17 protein-coding genes and 1 pseudogene are annotated in these 18,344 nt (G+C 44.1%); 8 read left to right on the top strand and 10 right to left on the bottom strand.

Going from position 1 to position 18,344, the window contains the following annotated elements; translation table 11 throughout:
• Positions 1 to 3 precede the first annotated feature (3 nt).
• Complete coding sequence (locus B7E06_RS22305) at positions 4 to 459, top strand: ferritin family protein (protein ID WP_082232144.1); 456 nt, start codon at positions 4 to 6, stop codon at positions 457 to 459.
• Positions 460 to 536: 77 nt separating this feature from the next.
• Entirely contained in the window at positions 537 to 914 is a 378-nt protein-coding gene (locus B7E06_RS22300; protein WP_342743609.1) for a ferritin-like domain-containing protein, read from the top strand.
• Here the strand turns inward: B7E06_RS22300 and B7E06_RS01185 are convergent.
• Positions 915 to 1,625, bottom strand: a pseudogene (locus B7E06_RS01185) (DUF421 domain-containing protein).
• Positions 1,626 to 1,739: 114 nt separating this feature from the next.
• Positions 1,740 to 2,357 (bottom strand): NUDIX hydrolase, encoded by a 618-nt coding sequence (locus tag B7E06_RS01180; protein ID WP_082232142.1) that lies wholly within the window; start codon positions 2,355 to 2,357, stop codon positions 1,740 to 1,742.
• An 83-nt stretch (positions 2,358 to 2,440) separates the two neighbouring features.
• Here B7E06_RS01180 and B7E06_RS01175 point away from each other — a divergent pair, with 83 nt between their 5' ends.
• Positions 2,441 to 3,502: a sulfite oxidase gene (locus B7E06_RS01175; protein ID WP_143414430.1), complete on the top strand. Its 1,062-nt coding sequence runs from the start codon at positions 2,441 to 2,443 to the stop codon at positions 3,500 to 3,502.
• A 43-nt stretch (positions 3,503 to 3,545) separates the two neighbouring features.
• On the opposite strand, the gene B7E06_RS01170 is transcribed toward B7E06_RS01175, so the two are convergent.
• From B7E06_RS01170 to B7E06_RS01145, 6 genes are all read right to left on the bottom strand, one after another.
• Positions 3,546 to 5,615, bottom strand: a complete 2,070-nt coding sequence (locus B7E06_RS01170) for an amylo-alpha-1,6-glucosidase (RefSeq protein WP_082232140.1) — start codon at positions 5,613 to 5,615, stop codon at positions 3,546 to 3,548.
• 4 nt (positions 5,616 to 5,619) lie between these two features.
• On the bottom strand, positions 5,620 to 6,645 hold the full coding sequence (locus tag B7E06_RS01165) for a LacI family DNA-binding transcriptional regulator (protein ID WP_082232139.1): 1,026 nt from the start codon (positions 6,643 to 6,645) through the stop codon (positions 5,620 to 5,622).
• A 146-nt stretch (positions 6,646 to 6,791) separates the two neighbouring features.
• Entirely contained in the window at positions 6,792 to 7,472 is a 681-nt protein-coding gene (locus tag B7E06_RS01160) for a YesL family protein (protein WP_082232138.1), read from the bottom strand.
• Positions 7,473 to 7,492: 20 nt separating this feature from the next.
• The gene (locus B7E06_RS01155) at positions 7,493 to 8,329 is read right to left on the bottom strand and encodes a carbohydrate ABC transporter permease (RefSeq protein ID WP_082232137.1); all 837 of its coding nucleotides are present in this window, start codon (positions 8,327 to 8,329) and stop codon (positions 7,493 to 7,495) included.
• Complete coding sequence (locus tag B7E06_RS01150; protein WP_425432178.1) at positions 8,329 to 9,210, bottom strand: carbohydrate ABC transporter permease; 882 nt, start codon at positions 9,208 to 9,210, stop codon at positions 8,329 to 8,331. The genes B7E06_RS01155 and B7E06_RS01150 overlap by 1 nt, the downstream gene beginning before the upstream one ends.
• A 79-nt stretch (positions 9,211 to 9,289) precedes the next feature.
• Positions 9,290 to 10,549 carry a sugar ABC transporter substrate-binding protein gene (locus tag B7E06_RS01145; RefSeq protein WP_082232136.1) on the bottom strand — a complete coding sequence of 420 codons (1,260 nt, stop codon included), beginning with the start codon at positions 10,547 to 10,549 and terminating at the stop codon, positions 9,290 to 9,292.
• Between the two features lie 345 nt (positions 10,550 to 10,894).
• On the opposite strand from B7E06_RS01145, the gene ymzB reads away from it, so the two are divergent.
• On the top strand, positions 10,895 to 11,242 hold the full coding sequence (ymzB, locus tag B7E06_RS01140) for a protein YmzB (RefSeq protein ID WP_082232135.1): 348 nt from the start codon (positions 10,895 to 10,897) through the stop codon (positions 11,240 to 11,242).
• 637 nt (positions 11,243 to 11,879) lie between these two features.
• Here the strand turns inward: ymzB and B7E06_RS01135 are convergent.
• Positions 11,880 to 13,412, bottom strand: coding sequence for a DHA2 family efflux MFS transporter permease subunit (locus B7E06_RS01135; RefSeq protein ID WP_143414429.1), 1,533 nt, complete (start codon positions 13,410 to 13,412; stop codon positions 11,880 to 11,882).
• Positions 13,413 to 13,567: 155 nt separating this feature from the next.
• Between B7E06_RS01135 and B7E06_RS01130 the strand changes: the two genes are divergently transcribed.
• From B7E06_RS01130 to B7E06_RS01120, 3 genes are all read left to right on the top strand, one after another.
• Complete coding sequence (locus tag B7E06_RS01130; protein WP_082232133.1) at positions 13,568 to 14,425, top strand: TetR/AcrR family transcriptional regulator; 858 nt, start codon at positions 13,568 to 13,570, stop codon at positions 14,423 to 14,425.
• A 102-nt stretch (positions 14,426 to 14,527) separates the two neighbouring features.
• Positions 14,528 to 14,926: a hypothetical protein gene (locus tag B7E06_RS01125; protein ID WP_082232132.1), complete on the top strand. Its 399-nt coding sequence runs from the start codon at positions 14,528 to 14,530 to the stop codon at positions 14,924 to 14,926.
• Between the two features lie 114 nt (positions 14,927 to 15,040).
• Positions 15,041 to 15,787 carry an HAD family hydrolase gene (locus B7E06_RS01120; RefSeq protein ID WP_082232131.1) on the top strand — a complete coding sequence of 249 codons (747 nt, stop codon included), beginning with the start codon at positions 15,041 to 15,043 and terminating at the stop codon, positions 15,785 to 15,787.
• Between the two features lie 59 nt (positions 15,788 to 15,846).
• Here B7E06_RS01120 and dacB read toward each other — a convergent pair whose 3' ends face one another.
• Complete coding sequence (gene dacB, locus B7E06_RS01115; RefSeq protein ID WP_082232130.1) at positions 15,847 to 17,340, bottom strand: D-alanyl-D-alanine carboxypeptidase/D-alanyl-D-alanine endopeptidase; 1,494 nt, start codon at positions 17,338 to 17,340, stop codon at positions 15,847 to 15,849.
• 249 nt (positions 17,341 to 17,589) lie between these two features.
• Between dacB and B7E06_RS01110 the strand changes: the two genes are divergently transcribed.
• Complete coding sequence (locus B7E06_RS01110) at positions 17,590 to 18,222, top strand: FMN-dependent NADH-azoreductase (RefSeq protein WP_082232129.1); 633 nt, start codon at positions 17,590 to 17,592, stop codon at positions 18,220 to 18,222.
• Positions 18,223 to 18,344: the final 122 nt, after the last annotated feature.

The following is an 18,344-nucleotide window of genomic DNA, read 5'->3' as shown; positions in this document are numbered from 1 at the left end:
AATATGTATACGAATCCATATTACTATCAGAATTACCCTTACTATGCCCAGGATTACCAGAGAACAAGAGATTTAACAGCCGACCTGCAAAAGGCAATCAACGGGGAGTACACAGCAATCACGTGTTATGAAAAGCTAGCGGAAATGGCTCCAGATGAGCAGACAAAGGAAAAGATATTAGAAATAAGAGGTGATGAGGAGCGTCACTTCCAGACTTTTTCGTCCATTTACACACAGCTGACGGGTCAGCAGTACACGCCTGAACTAGTAGAGGAATGTCCGGGAACCTTTGCAGAAGGAATCGACTCCGCCTTTAAGGATGAACAAAATACGGTAGATTTTTATTTAGATATTGCTGAAAATGCGCCTAATCAATTTGTGAAAGAATCTTTTCATCGCGCGGCAGCAGATGAACAGAACCACGCGGTCTGGTTTTTATATTTTTTAAACAAGCTGTAAGAAAGGAGAGACAGCCTACTCAGGAAAATTATGGAGCTAAAGGAGCTCTCCAGGCTCAAAGCCTGACACTAAATCAAATGCTTCAATATGCCATGGAGGATGAATACCTGGCCCAGGCCCGCTATAATAACATCCTGCAGAACTTCGGCTATATTCAAACGTTTACGCGGATTAAACAGGCGGAGCTTCAACATATCCGGGCCCTTCTAACTTTGTTTCGAATATATCAGGTGCAGGTACCTGATCCAGGGATCGCAGCCAGTTTTGTTACAACTCCCGCGACTATTAAAGGGGCTTATGCTGCCGGGGTTCAGGGAGAAATCGATAACATTGCCATGTACGAAAAATTTCTAACCTTCAATTTACCAGCAGACATGAGGCGAGTTTTTACCCGCCTTCGCGATGCCTCACGAAACCACCTGGCAGCCTTTGAAAGGGGACTGGCGAGAAGGTAGTTACTCCTGATCTGCCGGTGACTGAATGTTGTCCTTGTAAGTATCGATATAAACACTTCCATTTGCAGCCATGACCGCATAATTTACTTACTGAATGGTAACCTTTCTCTTATCAAGCTCTGCCTGCAGCCAGGAATCTGTGAGGTTATTATCTTTTAAATTTTGGGTAATAATCTATCCATCCATAATTAATTCAATGGGAAGCTGCTGTTCAGGCTGGACGTATTGCAACATGTCCTTCTTCGTAATATTCCGGTTCTCCGGGTTTTTAAGAACAGTAAGCGAGCCGTTCGTTTCAATTAGCGCATACATCACTTCTTTAATGTCAAATACATCCTTCTCTCTTAACTGCTGGTTTAAGTAATCAAGGGTGTAGCGCATTTTTTTCATGTTATGCTCTAAGATTTTTCCATTTTCAATAATAACGGTAGGATCGCCCGCAAAGAACTTCCGGCTTTTCCTGTTTTTCAAAGACAAGAGCGCGATCAAATATAACACAATAACAAAAATAGTATAGGCCAATACGATATGATGAATCTTCACTGATGTATTAAAGGCCAGGTTCGCCGCAATGGCCCCCAGAGAAATGGATGCGACAAAGTCAAAGATCGTCATTTGGGAAATCGTCTGCTTGCCAAGAATCCGGGCTCCCACAATCAATAAGCTGAACGCAATAATAGAGCGTATAATGACTTCATAATGTTCTTCCATAATGCCCCTCCGTGAAATACCATTATTTCTAGACTTTACCGGAGACTGGCATTTCATTCTTCTCTAATAAAAAGGAGTGCTCTTCTGTAAGAGCACTCCTTTTTATAATCACACCTATTCAAGGTTTTCAATGAAAGCATGCAGCACCCTTGCTGTCAGCCCCCATATCACCCGTCCTTCGTAATGATAAAAGTATTCTTCCGCTTGTCTTGTCGTCCATTCATACTCTCTTCCGTTTGGAATCAAATCAAAAGGAAACCCTTCATCCGGTTTCACTTCAAAATTCACGTAATGGATGTCGGGTTCGTTATTTTTAAAAAAAGACAGCGGCACTGTGAAAACTTCCTCTACCTCGGCCGGATTTGGCTTAAGTAAATTCTCCTCACAGTTTAAAAATCCCACATATGTGGTTACCATCATTCCAAACGGGGAAACCATGTAATCAAACGGATAAACATTCTGGATATCCAAGTCGCTGATTCCGAGCTCTTCCTTCGCTTCTCTTACCGCGGCATCTTTAGCAGCCTGATCTTCCTTATCGACTTTTCCTCCAGGGAAACAAATCTCTCCAGGCTGGCGCCTCATGTTGAGGGAGCGCACTTCAAACAGAAGGTGAAGCTCCCCCTCTTTTTCAATAAGAGGCAGCAGAAGGGAATACTTGTTTAAGTTCTTTTGGCCAATCACTTTCGGTTGATGATTTTTCATTTTCTCAAGAATGGATTTTCGTTTCATTATGACACTCCACATATCCTTTTACTTATAACTATAACAGACAGACACCAATTATTATGTGAATTTGCAACAGGAGGTAAATGATGAGCAGCTATAACTTTTCAAAGCCTTATTTAATCACCCGCAGTGTCATTCCGGAAAACCAGGAAATGCCGGTTTCATTTGTAGAGGCCGATCGAATAAAGCACGAGCTCTTTTACCGGCGGAATCACTTTCCATACCCGAGCCTTTCTTCTAGCAGCTCCTGGCTGCCGGTAAATGGAGCTCTTCAGCGCCCAACACTTTTTTCTATGGAAGATTTGAGTCGGTTTCCTTCTAAAACGCTTAAAGTGGCATTAGAATGTGCCGGCAATAAACGCAGCTTCTTTGAGCCGAAAGTATTTGGCGAGCAGTGGGAAAAGGGAGCGATCAGCCAGGGGTACTGGACGGGCGTCCCGCTTCGTGACCTCCTGCAATACTGCGGAATCTCAAGTCAGGCAAAAGAAGTTGTCATTGAAGGATATGATGAAGGAAAACGGCCGGATACAGACCAGGTCCATCCCTTCAAAAGAAGCCTGCCATTTGATAAAGCCCTTCATCCGGACACGCTAGTTGCCTTTCAGTTTAACGGTGAACCGCTTCCCTATAAACACGGTCAGCCATTACGATTAATTGTGCCACAATGGTATGCGATGGCTTCAGTGAAATGGATTAAGCAGATTACTGTGACAGAATCTTCATTTGAAGGTCCATTTCAGGCGATAGATTATATTTACTACCCGAATAAAGAAAGCAATGAGGGCGCTTTTCCAGTAACAACACTAAACGTTAACTCAACCATTCAGCAGCCGGTCAATCGCGATACGCTGGATACAGGAGAACATACAATAAAAGGGATTGCCTGGACAGGAGAAGGTACAATTACAGAAGTAGAAATCAGCACAAACGGTGGAGAATCATGGGCCCCTGTTCTTTTAGAGCGCCGTCCTTCAGCCTATGAGTGGGTCTCGTGGACGTGGCAATGGCCGGCTTATGAAAAAGGAGAATATACGATAATGACGAGAGCCCGTGATTCAGCAGGACGCGTGCAGCCGATGGAGGCGTTTTGGAATAGAAAAGGCTATGGTTATAATGCCGTAGAACAGATCGAAGTTAAAGTGCAATGATGTATCTATAAGGCTGTCGACCATCGATCGACAGCCTCCAATTTCACAGCTGGCGCAGCTTCCAGCCTGAAGTGTTTTTTATTACCTCGACTTGATAACTTTCTTTTATGCGGGTAATTTTCAACGAGATGACCCCGTTTCCAACACGCATATCCTCCACCCTGATTTCATTCATTTCTTTTAAAAAGCAGGGATTTACCTTTATTTCGCCTTTTACAGCGTTAGGGAAAAATCCGATTATGGTTTGTAAAAAAACAAAAGCAGATGCAGCAGCCCAGGCCTGGGGAGAACATGTCGTTGGATAAGGTACTAAGCTTCCAATTTCTTTATCATATCCACAAAACAATTCCGGCAGCCGCAGGTTCTCAAACGACTGAACAGCCTCAAGCATGCCCTCCATAATGGTAAGGGCCTCTTTTTTACACCCGGTTTTGTTTAAACCGAGCAGAATCATGGCGTTATCATGGGGCCAGACACTGCCGTTATGATAGCTCATCGGGTAGTAGCCGACAGATTCGCTCGACATCGTCCTTACACCATACCCGCTGAATAACGGCTGCTTCGTCAATACTTCAGCTGTACGCCTCACCCGCTCTTCCTCCAGCATGCCGGACATAAGCACATGGCCCGGGTTTGAAGTGATCGCTTTGATACGCTTCCCTTCCCCGTCAAGCGCCAGAGCGTAAAATTGTTCCTCTTCCATCCAGAAGGTATTTTCAAATTTCTCTTTTAGTACTGCGGCTTCTTTTTCCAGCTGCCCGGCTCTGTCTACCTCCGAGAGCTGCCGGTAAATCACAGCCATATGCTGCTTGGCCTGATAAACATATCCCTGGACTTCAGCTAAGGAAATCGGATCTTCTGCCAGTGTGCCATTTTGATGAACGTTCGAGTTATCAGAATCCTTCCAGCCCTGGTTTATGAAGCTGTGCGCTGTTGTTTTCGCAAACTGAATAAATCCGTCCTGATTAATGCTTCCATAAGTATCGATCCATTGAAAGGCAGCATCAATGGCCGGCTTCAGTTCACGGATAAACGCAAGATCACCTGTCCACTCGTAATACTCAGCGGCAAGTATAATAAACAACGGTGTCGCATCGACCGTGCCATAATATGGACTAAACGGAATCTGCCCTGTCTTAGCCAATTCTCCATAACGAATTTCGTGCATAATTTTCCCTGGCTGCTCATCGCGTTCCGGTCGCTCTTCTTTCCCTTGGTAGTGGGCAAGCGTCCGGAGCGTCCCTTTTACTTCGTCTGACCGAAAAGGCAGCATAAATAAAGCAGTAATCAGGCTGTCCCTTCCGAAAGGCACGGAAAACCACGGGACCCCTGCCACAGGAAGGCGGCCGAAGCCAACGTCTGTCATCAGCATTCTCACATCAAGGACCCCGCGCTTATATACTTCGTCAAAAATGGAATGGTCACTTCTTACTTTAGTCCCCTCCGCCATCCAGTTATGGTAGGAAGCCTCAAGCAGGGAGAGCGCTTCTTCAAAAGGGAGCGCCTCTCTCTTTTGTCCATCAATTACAGGAGTAACGGTAATCGTAACGGACTGCTGCTGCTTCGGCTGAAGTTCAAATGCGAAGTGGATGGTTCCCTCACTGCTGATATGATGGGGAAGAGCGTCCCATTCAATCACCGTTTCACGGGCTGTGTCGTCTTTTCCTTCATAGCTGATGACGACCGATTGCGGCTTAACCGCATGGCCCGTCCGCCTTCCTACTTCACCGCTTTGAAATTGGCGGACGATAAACATATCCTGAAAATCGGCATCAAAGCTTACAGACGCTTCAAATTGGCTCGCTTCCAAAAAATAATTGGTAAACGTCAGACGTTCATATAGGATTCCCCCGTAAATAAACCGATTACGGACGGCTTCTATGGCACCAACGTCTTCTTCATTTTCAACAAGAACCATCGTCGCTCGATAATTTTGATCATCCCTCGATGAAAGCAGTGCAGGTTTCTTTCCGTTCAACTTCAGCTCAAAACAGCTTAAGAATCGCGTATCCTGAGTATAAAGACCGTATCCTTTCCCATCCCCTGCTGCGATGTCGCCGTTTTTTTCTGTCGTAAGAAATACATCGCCTTCCTTTATGACACGATAGTCCATCTCTTTACTCCTTTGCCTGTATTTTTCGGACACTTTTTCTTTTCACAAGTTCATAGTTTACAAAAATATGATGACGATCGAGTTTTCCTTCCATTAAATCAGCTAACAGCCGGGCCGATTGATTTCCAATTTCAAAGAAATCCTGCTGGATCGTTGTTAAAGGCGGTGACGTCAGGCTGCTGAAGGGCAGGTTATCGAAGCCTGTAATCGACAGGTCTTCCGGAATGCGTAAGCCGGCCTCCCGGACAGCTTTCATGACACCGAATACCATAAGATCACTGAAGCAGAGAAAAGCACTCGGCTGTTTTGTTTTCAGCTGCTCTTTCGCCAGCTGATAAGCCTTTTCTTCTGAAAAATCCGCATATAAAATATGGATATCTTTTATAGTAAGGCCAGTCTCTCTCAGAGCGTCTTCTACTCCCTGCAGACGCTCCTCATTCACCATCGTCTCCTTTGTTCCGGCTACGATGACGATTTCTCTATGATTATTTTCAAGCAAATGGACGGCTGCTTCTTTGGCAGCCGCACGGTTATCGAGCGATACACCGCCGATATAGGGGTTGGTATCATCTGTATGCATGTCGACACAAACACACGGTATTTTCGTATCTACCAATTCTTTGAAATAAGGATCATCTGTCCTCATGCCTTGCAGAATCGCACCGCCGATGTTCCTCTCCCGGCAGAATTGGGCATAACTCTTCTGCTTTTGCTTCTGTGAATCTATTAAGAAAATCGACAGATCATAGCCTCTTTTTTCTACAGCCGTATAGATCCCTTTAATGACTTCATAGGCATTCGTATCTTTTTCGTTATGATTCAATACAGCTGATGAGATTAATCCTATATTCTTCTGCTTCTTCGAAGATAGATTTTTCGCTGCAAGGTTGGGAGAATAATTGAGCTCCATAGCAATCTCTAATATTCTCTCCCTTGTCTTTGGATTGATATCGGCATAGTTGTTAAAGGCTTTAGAGACGACACTCACCGATACCCCCGCTTCTTTGGCTACATCCCTGATGGTGGACATGCATTTCCCCCGCTTTCTGCACGCGTTATGAATTAAAATAGCTCACTTCTCTCAGCATAGATGATCTGAAGCTTATAGAAAAGAGATCTCAAGCCATAGAAAAGGAGTCTATAAAGTTCCCTGTGAAGTAACAAGGATCTCAAGCTTTATTCATGCTTGATCCTTAAGTAGGAACGGTAAAATAAATAAAAGGAAATACAGGCGGTCAGCGAGCCTGTGAAAAAGATAACGAGAAACCAGATCTCTGTACTGATATAGAGCAGGAATACACTGATAAGTCCTGTGGCTATAGTAAGCAGCGGTTTTCCGGCGGTCATCATCAGGCTGTTTACAATAAGCTGCCGGATGCTCATGTGATAGTGCACACTTAAGGAGAAAAAGTGAATCGTCGTTACAAAGAGCAGAACACCGAGCATGGCGAAAACGGCCGCAAGCAAGCTGTTTATTCCAGTTAAAAGGTACAAATCCACCGCCCAGATGACCCAGAATAGAACCCAGATAAATCCGGCCGTCATGCTCTTTTTATAATTTCCTTTTACATAGGACAGATAAGATTTTGTGAGAGAATCATGGTCCTGTTCCATCATCCAGTCCCGGGCGATAGCAAACAGCGCTGTCGTTGCCGGGAAAGACAACACCGGCACAAGCAGCAGCAAAGGAGACAGATAAACGATATCAGCGGGGGTCCTGTAGCTGATCATTACACTTGCACCCACGATAAAAACAGGCAGGTTGATAATAAACCAAATGATATTAATCGACGTCAGCCGCATAAACCATGTGGTAATAAAATGAAGCGCCCCGAAGATTCCCGAGTAGCTCTGCATATCCTTCTCCTCCTTTGCTGTTATTTAACGGCACCTTCTCCGATGCCTTTAATAATGTGCTTCTGAGCCAGCCCATAGAAAATGATGACAGGGATGATCGTTAATACAAGACCCGCCATTGCCAGATTCCATTGAATCGTAAATTCACCGAAGAAATAGAACGTCGACAGCGGGATCGTCCGCAAATCTGTAGATGTTAACGTTAAAGATGGGAGCAGGTAGTCATTCCAAATACTGATAACATTAATAATGAGCACCGTCACCGTGATCGGCTTAAGCATTGGGAAAATAATTCTCCAGAAAATCCCGAACTTCGAGGCCCCATCAATCGTTGCTGCTTCCTCCAGTGATATCGGAATCGATTTAACAAATCCATGATACAAAAACACGGAAATGCTTGAGTTAAAACCAACGTGCATAAAGATGAGCCCGCCTCTTGTGTTCAGCATCTGAAGACCTGTCGTATCCATGATCGTATCCATCAGCTGCATAAGCGGCATCATAATCGTCTGGAACGGAATCAGCATCGTCGCGATAAACGTCATAAAAATAATGTGGCTGATCGGACGGTTGGTACGAGCCAGCATCCACGCTGTCATCGAAGATAAAATAACGATAATAATTACCGAAATAACGGTGATGAATAAAGAGTTATACAGTGCCGTCATGAAATTCATTTCCTCCATCGCTTTTTTGTAGAACTCCAGACTGAAGCTTTCCGGCAAAGCGAGGACATTTTCATAAAGCGCTGCCCGATCTTTAAACGAGTTAACCCCTATTATGTAGATCGGGGAAAGAAACAAGAGAGCCAGTAAGAAAAGCAGGACTTCTTTTACGTAATTTCCTGGTTTTTTCATTACATCTCCACCTCCCGTTTCTTCGTAATGTACACCTGAGTTAAGGAAACGACCGCAACGATTAAAAAGAAAACAATGGCTTTTGCCTGGCCGTACCCGTAGTTGCCATAGCCGAAGATTTCATTAAAAATGTTCATCGCAAACAGTTCCGTAGCATTGGCCGGTCCGCCGTTTGTTAAGGAAAGGTTCACATCGTAAATTTTGAAGGCCTGTGATAAAGCAAGAAATAAACTGATCGTAAAGGCAGGCATAAGCAGAGGAAACGTAATTTTTCTTAACTGCTGCCAGCGCCCTGCCCCATCAATTTTAGCGGCTTCAATAATCTCATTAGGAATCCCTTGAATGCCGGTAATATAAATAATCATCACATATCCTGCCATCTGCCACGTAAATACGAAAACGAGAGCGTATAAAGCAAAGTCTGCATTATTCAGCCAGTTAAAGAAAACACTCTCCAGCCCTGTAACTTCCCCGATCAGCTCAAGCACATCAGAGAAAACGAACTGCCAGATGTAACCAAGAATCAGACCGCCGATTAAATAAGGCATAAAAAACATTGTGCGCGCCGTGTTTGCAATTTTAAGCTTTGAAGTAACAAACAAGGCAAAAGCGAGGCCGACTACATTTACAGATATCACCGACAGGACGGTGAACTTAATCGTGATCCACGCGGAATCGATAAACCGTGTATCGTCTAAGAGCCTTGTATAGTTGTCGATCCCATTGGCCACCATTGGATTAGCACTAATTCCATCCCACTGAAAAAATGAATAAAAGATACCAATAATAAATGGGATAATGACGACCGTGGCAAAGATAAGGATCAATGGTCCTGTAAACAGCAGGAACCATGCCCAGTTTTTCTTTTTGTTCACGTCCATCCCTTCTTTCCTGCAGTATTAAATGAAAGAGCAGGGGACAAGTTCTTCCTTAAAAGAACCAGTCCCCTTTTTGTAAAAATTACTGTGAGGCATTCTGCCAGGCGGCATCCAGCTGCTCGATCATTTCTTCTCCTGTCATATCTTCATTTAAATAGAACTCCTGGGCAACCGGTGTAAAGTCATTTTGGATGACATTAGCCGGGAAGTAGTTCTGAGCCCAAGGAATCGTTTCTCCACTGTTAGAAGCTTCATAGACTGCTTGAGAAAGCGGGTCAAGATCAGTTGCTTCAATCGTTGTCATTGCCGGAACGAATCCGAACTCCTCAACGATATAGCGCTTGCCTTCTTCACTCGTATGCATCCACTCAAGGAAATCAACAGCTGCCTGGATTTCTCCTTCATCCTTCGTACCATTAACAGCCCAGTTTCCACCGACACCAACTGCCAGCTTATCATTGCCATTTAGTGGAAAAGGCATCATGCCGATTTCAAAATCTACATCATAGTCTGCCAGCATGCCATACGCCCAGTTCCCCTGGTGAACCATTGCGGTTTCACCTGTAGCGAAATCACCCATCTGCTCGTCATAGTTAACGTCCATCGGGTTTGAAGCGTTCGCTTTAATCGCTTCAAGGAACTTGCCGAACTCCTGAAATTCTTCTGTCTCCGCCATCGTTACTTCCCCTGCGCTCAGCTGATTCACAAATTCGCGATAATCATCCTGAAGAGCGAAAGGATAGTTACTCATATGGCCGATTAAGAAGAAAGCTTCCTGTGAAAGGCTGAGCGGATTTACATCCTGTCCCTTTAATTCTTCCATTGTACTTACGAAAGAATCATAGTCTGTAATGTCTTCCGCATTCACTAAGTCTTTGTTGTAAACAAGTCCATAACCTTCTACTCCATATGGAATACCTACAATCTGGTCATCAAGCGCTAATTCCATATTAGGCGCGATATCCTCTGTAAAGGATTCCCCGCTCATATCATATAAGTAAGATTCCAGTCTCTCTGCTTCTCTTTCATTACCAAGTGTAAAAATAGATGGACCCTGGTTGCTGTTCAAACGAATTTGCAGCTGTGAGAAATAGTCATCTCCCGTAGTCCCCCAAATCTCAACATCGACTCCAGTTTCCTCTGTATATTGCTCCGCCAGCGCTTCAAGCTGATCAGATATTTCAACTTTACTTTGGAAAATCGTAATACTGTCTGCTGATCCTGAAGAATCGCCGCCAGACTCGCCTTCCGCACTTTCATTCCCCGAATCCCCGCCGCTGCACGCTGCCAAGAAAACAAGCATTAAAATCAGAATGCCGAGCATCTTTTTCCCAAATGTCATGTTTATTCCTCCCCTTTTTCTAAAAAGTATATAGTCAATAAAATGAAAAAAATCATTTTACGGCTATCAAAGTATCTTTACTTCAAATCATACGAAAACGTTTTAGGGAACGACCAAAAAATATATGAAAAGGCTTACATTTAAATTATAATCCTGTATATACATCAGAGTCAACAATATTCTGAAAATTTTGTAGAAAAAAGGGAGCATTACTTTGTACTCACGCATTGCTATCACTGAGTTTGCAGCCCGTAAAAAATTTTGAAATTGAAATAGTTTTACTGGGGACGCTTGAGGGTATGATTCCTAAAAGCTGGGAAAACATAAAGAACAGGAGGGATCTTCATGAGCGAGCAATTAAGCATTGAGCAGTTTAACGAAAAGCTGCAGCAATGGAGCGGACAGACGATTAAAATTACGAAGCAGGAACAGGGAGATGAAGATACGATTTTTATGGATTTGAATGAAGTCTCCTATTCCACAAATACCCGGCGTTCGGATGAATACGAGCCGGCGCATGAGCTGCAGCTAACTGGTAAAGGACAAACGGAAACGGACAGAGGAGAATATGAACCCCTGCCTTCTCCTGTGTATGAGATTCCGCTGGAGGATTCGGCGCAGTATCAATATGATGATCGGCGTTTTTCTTTGATTACAGATCGGGGAAGTTATGTAATTGAACTGCAAAAATGAATGATTAAAAAAGAGAGCCGGGAAGGCTCTTTTTTTTGTATACTTGTTGTGAAAGCTTACGGGAACCTGGGTCCGTTTATCTCAATGAGATGGGTCGGATCTGGGGAAAGAGCCGCTTTTCATGGCAGCACGGTGAACTCCCAAGTAGGCTTCTTGTTTCCCAGTTAAACGGGAAGAGAGTTCCGTTTGCTTGAATATAGAGAACCGGGCCTGGGGAAACCACTCGCTTTCCATGGGCGAACGGTGAGCTTCCTCGGGCTTTTAGCCCTCCGGGATCTCACCCTGTTCTATCCTCCCATAGGAGTCTCGCCGTTTCCCCCGGCCCTTTATGTTTTTCGGACTAACGGAACATTTTAGAAGAGCGTTCCCATTAAAGAGCTTACTGAGATTACAGCGTTCCGTTTACACCATCCTCATTAAAGAGGCTGGGAAATGGCGAGACTCCTGCAGGGAGATAGAGCCAAGGTGAGATCCGCGAGTGCAGCGAGCTAGCTCACCGGCTCCCCGCGGAAAGCGAGCTATTTCCCAGCCGCTTTTTTCCTGCCCCAGTAAACGGAACAGAATTCATCTCTTCTCGGAAAATCGAGATAAAAAAACAAACGTAAACATGAGCGTTTACGTTTGTTCTATCTTACTTTTATGGTTCTGTAACAACCTGCTGAGAAGGCATGGCTTCTTTCTTTGCTTCCACCTGCTTCTCTTTCGGCGGCTCAACCCGTTGAATAAAGAAGGCAAGAATTAAAGCTACAATAGCGATCAGTGTGGAAATAAGAAACGTAAAGTTAATGCCTGTTAACATTGCCTGATTCATAATCTGCTGCTGTGCTTCAGCCGCACCCTGAGCAGTTGGAGCTGAAGCCGCATTAGCAGCGGCAGATGCTGCAAGGTCCTTCGCTTCTGATTCTGTCCTTATGTTCATAACGGTAATGAGCAGTGCTGATCCAATTGCACCGGAAACCTGCTGGAGCGTATTATTCATTGCCGTTCCGTGCGGGTTCTCTTTTGCTGGCAATTGATTTAATCCATTTGTCATCACTGGCATCATCACCATCGCCATCCCGAACATCCGCAATGTATAGAGAAGAACCAGCGTCGAATACGGTGTATCCATACCAATTTTACTAAACATATAAGAAGTAATGACTGTGATCGTTAATCCTGTAACGGCAAGCACACGGGCTCCATACTTATCAAAAAGCCTTCCCGTAATCGGTGACATGATCCCCATTACAATTGCGCCGGGAAGCATTAATAATCCGGATTCAAGCGGTGAAATGCCGCGTATTGTCTGAACATAGATCGGCATTAAAATCATCGCTGAAAACATTGCCACGGCAATGACAATTGAAATGGCGGAGGATAGAGCAAACATTGGATATTTGTAAATTCTAAACTCAAGCATCGGATCATCCATTTTCAGCTGTCGCAGGATGAACGTAATAAGTGCGGCAGCGCCGACAATAATGGTTCCATAGACAATCGGGCTGTCCCAGCCGCGATCTCCTGCTGAACTAAAACCGTACAGCAAACCACCAAAACCAATGCTCGATAGTATAAGAGAAAATACATCCAGCTTTAGCGAGCGCTGTGGTGTTACATCTTTCAGCTTAAAGATTGAAATCGCAAGAGTAAGTAAAGCAATAGGCAGTACGATGTCAAACAGCATTCTCCAGCTGTAATGCTCGATGATCCATCCGGATAAAGTCGGACCGATCGCCGGTGCTGTAATCATGACAAGCCCGAACGTTCCCATGGCCGCTCCCCTCTTCTCCACTGGAAAAGCAGTCAGCATGACGTTCATTAACAGCGGCATCATGATTGCTGAACCGGATGCCTGAATCATCCGTGCCGTCAGCAGAACGCCGAAGGATGGGGAAATGCTCGCTAGAAATGTTCCTAAAGTAAACAGAGTCATCGCTGTCATAAACAGCTTACGGTCGGTAAATCTTTGAATAAAAAAGGCGCTGGCCGGGATGAGAATTCCATTAACCAGCATATACCCTGTAGACAGCCACTGTACGGCCGTGGCATTTACTTCAAACTCGTTCATGATTGATGGAAGAGCAACATTAAGCAGAGTTTCATTTAAGATCGCCACAAACGCCCCGATAAATAATATGGCGATCATGCCGTAAGGAGTTTTATTGTGATTGGTTTCTGACATGTTCATCAGACCTTCTTTCCGTTAAATATAATAGCAGTATATATTTTATACTCGTAGTATAAAAATATCAACAAAAAAATACTTCCATTTCTAAAGTGTTGATGTTAAGCGTTTTAAAAGCTAAAATAGAAGTAGACTAACAGTATAAAAGGTGATAAAAATTGAACAAAAAAAGAAAACAGATTGTCGATGCTGCCCTGAAGCTATTTATCGATCAAGGATTTTCCTCCACATCGATACAGGACATATTAGACAGAGCAGGCATTGCGAAAGGCACATTTTATAACTATTTCAACTCCAAGAATGAATGCTTAATGGCCATCTTGGATTATATAAAGGAACAAGTGGATCAGAAACGAAGAGAGCTGGCAGCCGGCAAGGAGTCAGAAGATGAGGAAGTCTTTATTGATCAAATGACAGTCCGTATGAACATCAGCCGCCAGCACCGGTTACTTGCTGTTTTTGAGTCGGTTTCTTTTTCTGATGATGCTGAACTGAAAGCTTATATGAAAGAACAGCACTTAGAGGAGCTGCGCTGGATATCCGCCCGGCTCTCAGACATCTATCCAGCTAATGCGGACCGTTTCACGTTCGAGCATGCCGTGATGCTGTCTGGATTGATCCATCATCTCATGCACGTCTGGAAGCTCGGCTCCAGTCAGGACGTAGATGTAAAAAAACTCGTCCGCTATGCCCTGGACCGTACGAAATCCATGCTTCCGGAGCAAATAGAACGTGGAGACCTGATACTGCCTTCAGACTGGCTCGGTCCGTCGCCGGAAACCGACTTAAACGATGTGCTTCAGGAGGCACTCACTGAAATTGAGGACTTGAAAGCGAAAACTGCCGGTAAAACGAAGGATTTTCTGGAGTTTTTATATAATGAACTGCAGACAGAGCAGCCGCGTCATTTCTTAATGGAAAGTGTCCTTGCTTCGATGGAAGCCGCCTCTGAAAACAGCGAATGGGCAGATGATATTCGATCTCTCGTCGTAAAGGTGTGGAAGCTGATTTCGTAACCCTTGCTTTTTTACTTTTTCATCCCCGCCCACCTCTCTTAGGCATTTTTCGCATAGGCTATCATAAGCTTCACGAAACATTAAGAGAGGGGGAGGCTGTGGTTGAAAAAGATAAAAAAGCCAAAAATTGAACGACAGCTTGAGGAAAATATTGCCTACGGCTCCATCCTGAAGGCTGCCGGACAGCTATGGATGGCCATTAATCTCACTAAACTCTACAGTATACAGGAGGAAAGGGACGGAAAATTATCCTCAGCAGACGAGGGCATTTTACTAGGAGTGTGGGTACAGGCCATTGGCGAGATCGTCGGTACTGTTGGAGTGGTAGCCGAAGTCTCTACAGATGATCCGCAAAAAGAAATCAGAGCCGACATTATAGCGGCCAATGGTTCTTATCTTCAATCTATTGGAGCGGGCATAGAAGCTATAAATTCCACAAGAGCAATACGCGAGGAGATAGAAGAAGGTCTCCCGCAGCCTCTGCTGTTTATTCCCGATTAACTCCCCCTCCACTGCCCCGGAGAATTGCCTCCCGGGCACTTTTCCCGCTTTATACATATTTTTTACGATCCATCTAATGATAAGTGTACTTACCTTTAAAAGGAGATACACACCATGACCACTCCTCAAGTACTAATCTTTGATTTAGATGATACATTGGTTCACTGCAATAAATATTTCAAGGAAGCCATTGATCAGTTTACAAGTGAGCTGAACAGCTGGTTCCCATCGGCATCACTTCAAGAAATTAAGAAAAAACAGCTCGAGATTGATATTAAAAACATTGAAAAACACGGCTTAAACTCCGCTCGCTTTCCAGAGTCGCTCGTCGATACGTATTGTTATTTTTCCAAAACATACGACCGGCCGGTTAAAGAAAGTGAAGTCCAGCGGATCCGTACCATCGCCCAGAGCGTCTTTCAGGTCGAAGTACAGCCGCTTCCCCATATGTATGAAGTGTTAAATGAGCTGAAAGAAGATGGGCATGAGCTTTACTTATTTACGGGCGGAGATGAAGATAATCAGCATCGCAAAGTTCACCAGCTCGAATTATATGCTTATTTTGGTGACCGGATCTTTATTTATATCCATAAAAACGCGACTGCTCTCGAGGAAGTTGTGGAAACAATTAATTGTGACCGGAACGCTACGTGGATGATCGGCAATTCGTTAAGGACGGATATAACTCCGGGAGTTAAGCTCGGTTTAAACACCATCCATATCCCCGCTGAGCTTGAATGGAAGTATAATAATAAAATTGAGACGAATGTTCTTCACAATCATAACGTGCAGACACTGAATTCCTTACGTGAAGTGCCGGCGTTTATTAGAGAAAATACTTATGAAGCCTGTCATAAATAGAAAATTAAAAAGGAACTTCCTAACGCGAGGGAAGTTCCTTTTTATATGGAGTTATTATTTTATTCTTCAAATTCGTGTTCTGCCAGCGTAATTGCTATTTGGTCTTCAATATCTCTCACCGAATCCATGTAATTATTTAAAAGAATGGAAAATACAAGTTCTTTTCCGTCTTTTGTGGTCACATAACCGGACATCGTAGATACGGCTGTGATCGATCCGGTTTTCGCCTGGACATTTCCTTCCGCTGCCGTCCCTGCCAAACGATTACGCAGTGTTCCGCCGACAAGACGGTCACTGTCTCCAGCTACCGGCAGCGACTTCAAGTAAGCCGGGAACCAATCTTTATCTCTTGCTTCATAAAGCAGCTTCGTGAATTCGTTCGCTGGTATATTATTGACGTGAGACATGCCTGACCCGTCACGGATTCTTAAGGTATTTGTATTGACTCCTACTTCAGAAAGGAAAGCTTCTACCACATCAAGCCCTTTATCCCAGCTTCCCTCTTCATGCTCTACTCTGCCCATTTCCTTTACTAAAACTTCAGCATGACCGTTGTTGCTGAGCTTCATAAATGGAATATACAGATCTTTCAGCGGCATCGACTCTTTAGAAACAAGGAGTTCCGCTGATTCAGGTGTTTTTCCGTAGCTCTGCTTTCCTTTCACTTGAATCCCCTGCTTTTTAAGGGCTTCTTCAAATAAATCCAACGCAAGCATAGCAGGCGCATCCACGGCTACCCACGCCCGGGAGCGGCTGGAATCTAACGGGATTTCCCCTTCAATGACAATCTGGTTTGTACCATGCTCTCGCTCAATGGAAATATCCTTTGTTTCCCCTTTTGCCACAGTTTTCGCTTTATTTACGATTTTGACATAGTCATTTTCAGGGGTAACCTTTATCTCGGCTGGTTCTCCTTTTTGATCAGAAGGATAGGCTTCAACAATAACAGTGCCGGCATCATAATCCTCATTAGGAGAAACCGTCAGTGCTGATATTTGGGCAGCCGTATAATTCGTTTCATCATTCCAGGAAATATCTTCAGATAAGCGGATATCGTCATACCACGAATCATCAGCAATTACATCGCCTTTCACCTGGCGGATTCCTTTCTCTTTTAATGACTGGGCCATCGCTTCAAGATCCTCGACCATTAAGGTCGGATCACCTTTCCCCTTTAAGTAAAGATCGCCCTGCAGCATTTTTCCATTTCCCTTTACTTCTCCCTCTGCCAGCACCTCTGTCGTAAATTGATACTCTGGCCCAAGCGTGTCAAGAGCGGCCGCTCCGGTAATCAGCTTCATATTAGACGCCGGTTTTAAACGAAGGTCGCCGTCATTTTCATAAATCAGTTCACCTGTATCTGATGAACGTACACTTACACCCGCGAGCGCACCATTCAGTTTTTCATCGGTTAAAATTACGTTAAGTTTGTCGGTAAGCTCCGCATTCTCGTAAGAAGCGTTCACCGGCTGATCTACATAAGACTGGTAAGGAGTCACAAGCAAAAGCACAGTAAACATCAGGATCATAAGAGATTTCCATTTCGTCAGCATAAATATGTAGGTTCCCCCTTGAATAGTAGTAATACTTTAACAATACCAAAACACAGCTGGAATTTTAGTAATATTCTGTCATTTATCAATAAAACAGACCTTTAGTCGGATTTCTTTATAGTATGAATCAAGTAGCCATTAATATGAAAAAGCTGAAAGCAGATATATTGAAATCTCACCTTCAAGGTTTTATAATAACTGCTGTTGACTAATTAGGAATAAAACTATCCAATATGGAGGGACCAATAAATGAACGTATTAGTAGTAAAAGCAAATAACCGTCCAGACGGTATTTCTACAAAAATGCACGACACATTCCTGGAAAATATTAAAGACAGTGAAGGCACCAACGTAACAACCTATGATGTGTTTGAAGAAGACACGCCATATTTCGGGCAGGAGTTGTTCAGCGGCCTTGGCAAACAGCACGAAGGTGTTGCACTTACTGAATTAGAACAGCGTCTGCTTGATGCAAAGCAAAAAGCTAAAGATGTGGTAAGCGCCGCTGATGTTATCGTGTTTGCCTTCCCGCTGTGGAACTTCACGATCCCTGCGAAGCTGCAGACATTTGTCGACTACCTTGCAGAAGCTGGATTCAGCTTTAAATATACAGAAGAAGGCCCTCAGCCGTTGATGAATGATAAACGTGTTATCTTCTTAAACGCGCGCGGCGGAGTGTATTCAGATCCGTCCATGGCACCAATGGAAATGTCCTTAAATTATATGCGCAATATGTTTGGCGGCCTGTTCGGCATGCAGGTGAAAGATGAAGTCATTATCGAAGGCCACAATGCCCAGCCTGACAAAGCGGATGAAATCGTACAGCAGGGTCTTGAAAAAGTAGCAGAAGCTGCCAAAAACCTCGTCTACCAAAACGCATAAGCAAAAAGCCTGATCCTTAAAGGGTCAGGCTTTTTTATGGAGAAGTTCTCTTTCCGAGAGAGCTGTTCCGTTTACTATATAAAGTGGATTGAGGCTTGGAAATAGCTCGCTTTCCGCGGGGA

The sequence above is a fragment of the Halobacillus massiliensis genome (assembly GCF_900166625.1).
GTDB classification, from domain to species: Bacteria; Bacillota; Bacilli; order Bacillales; family Halobacillaceae; genus Halobacillus_A; species Halobacillus_A massiliensis.
Note: the sequence above shows the minus strand (reverse complement) of the source record. Positions and strands in the feature narration are given on the sequence as shown.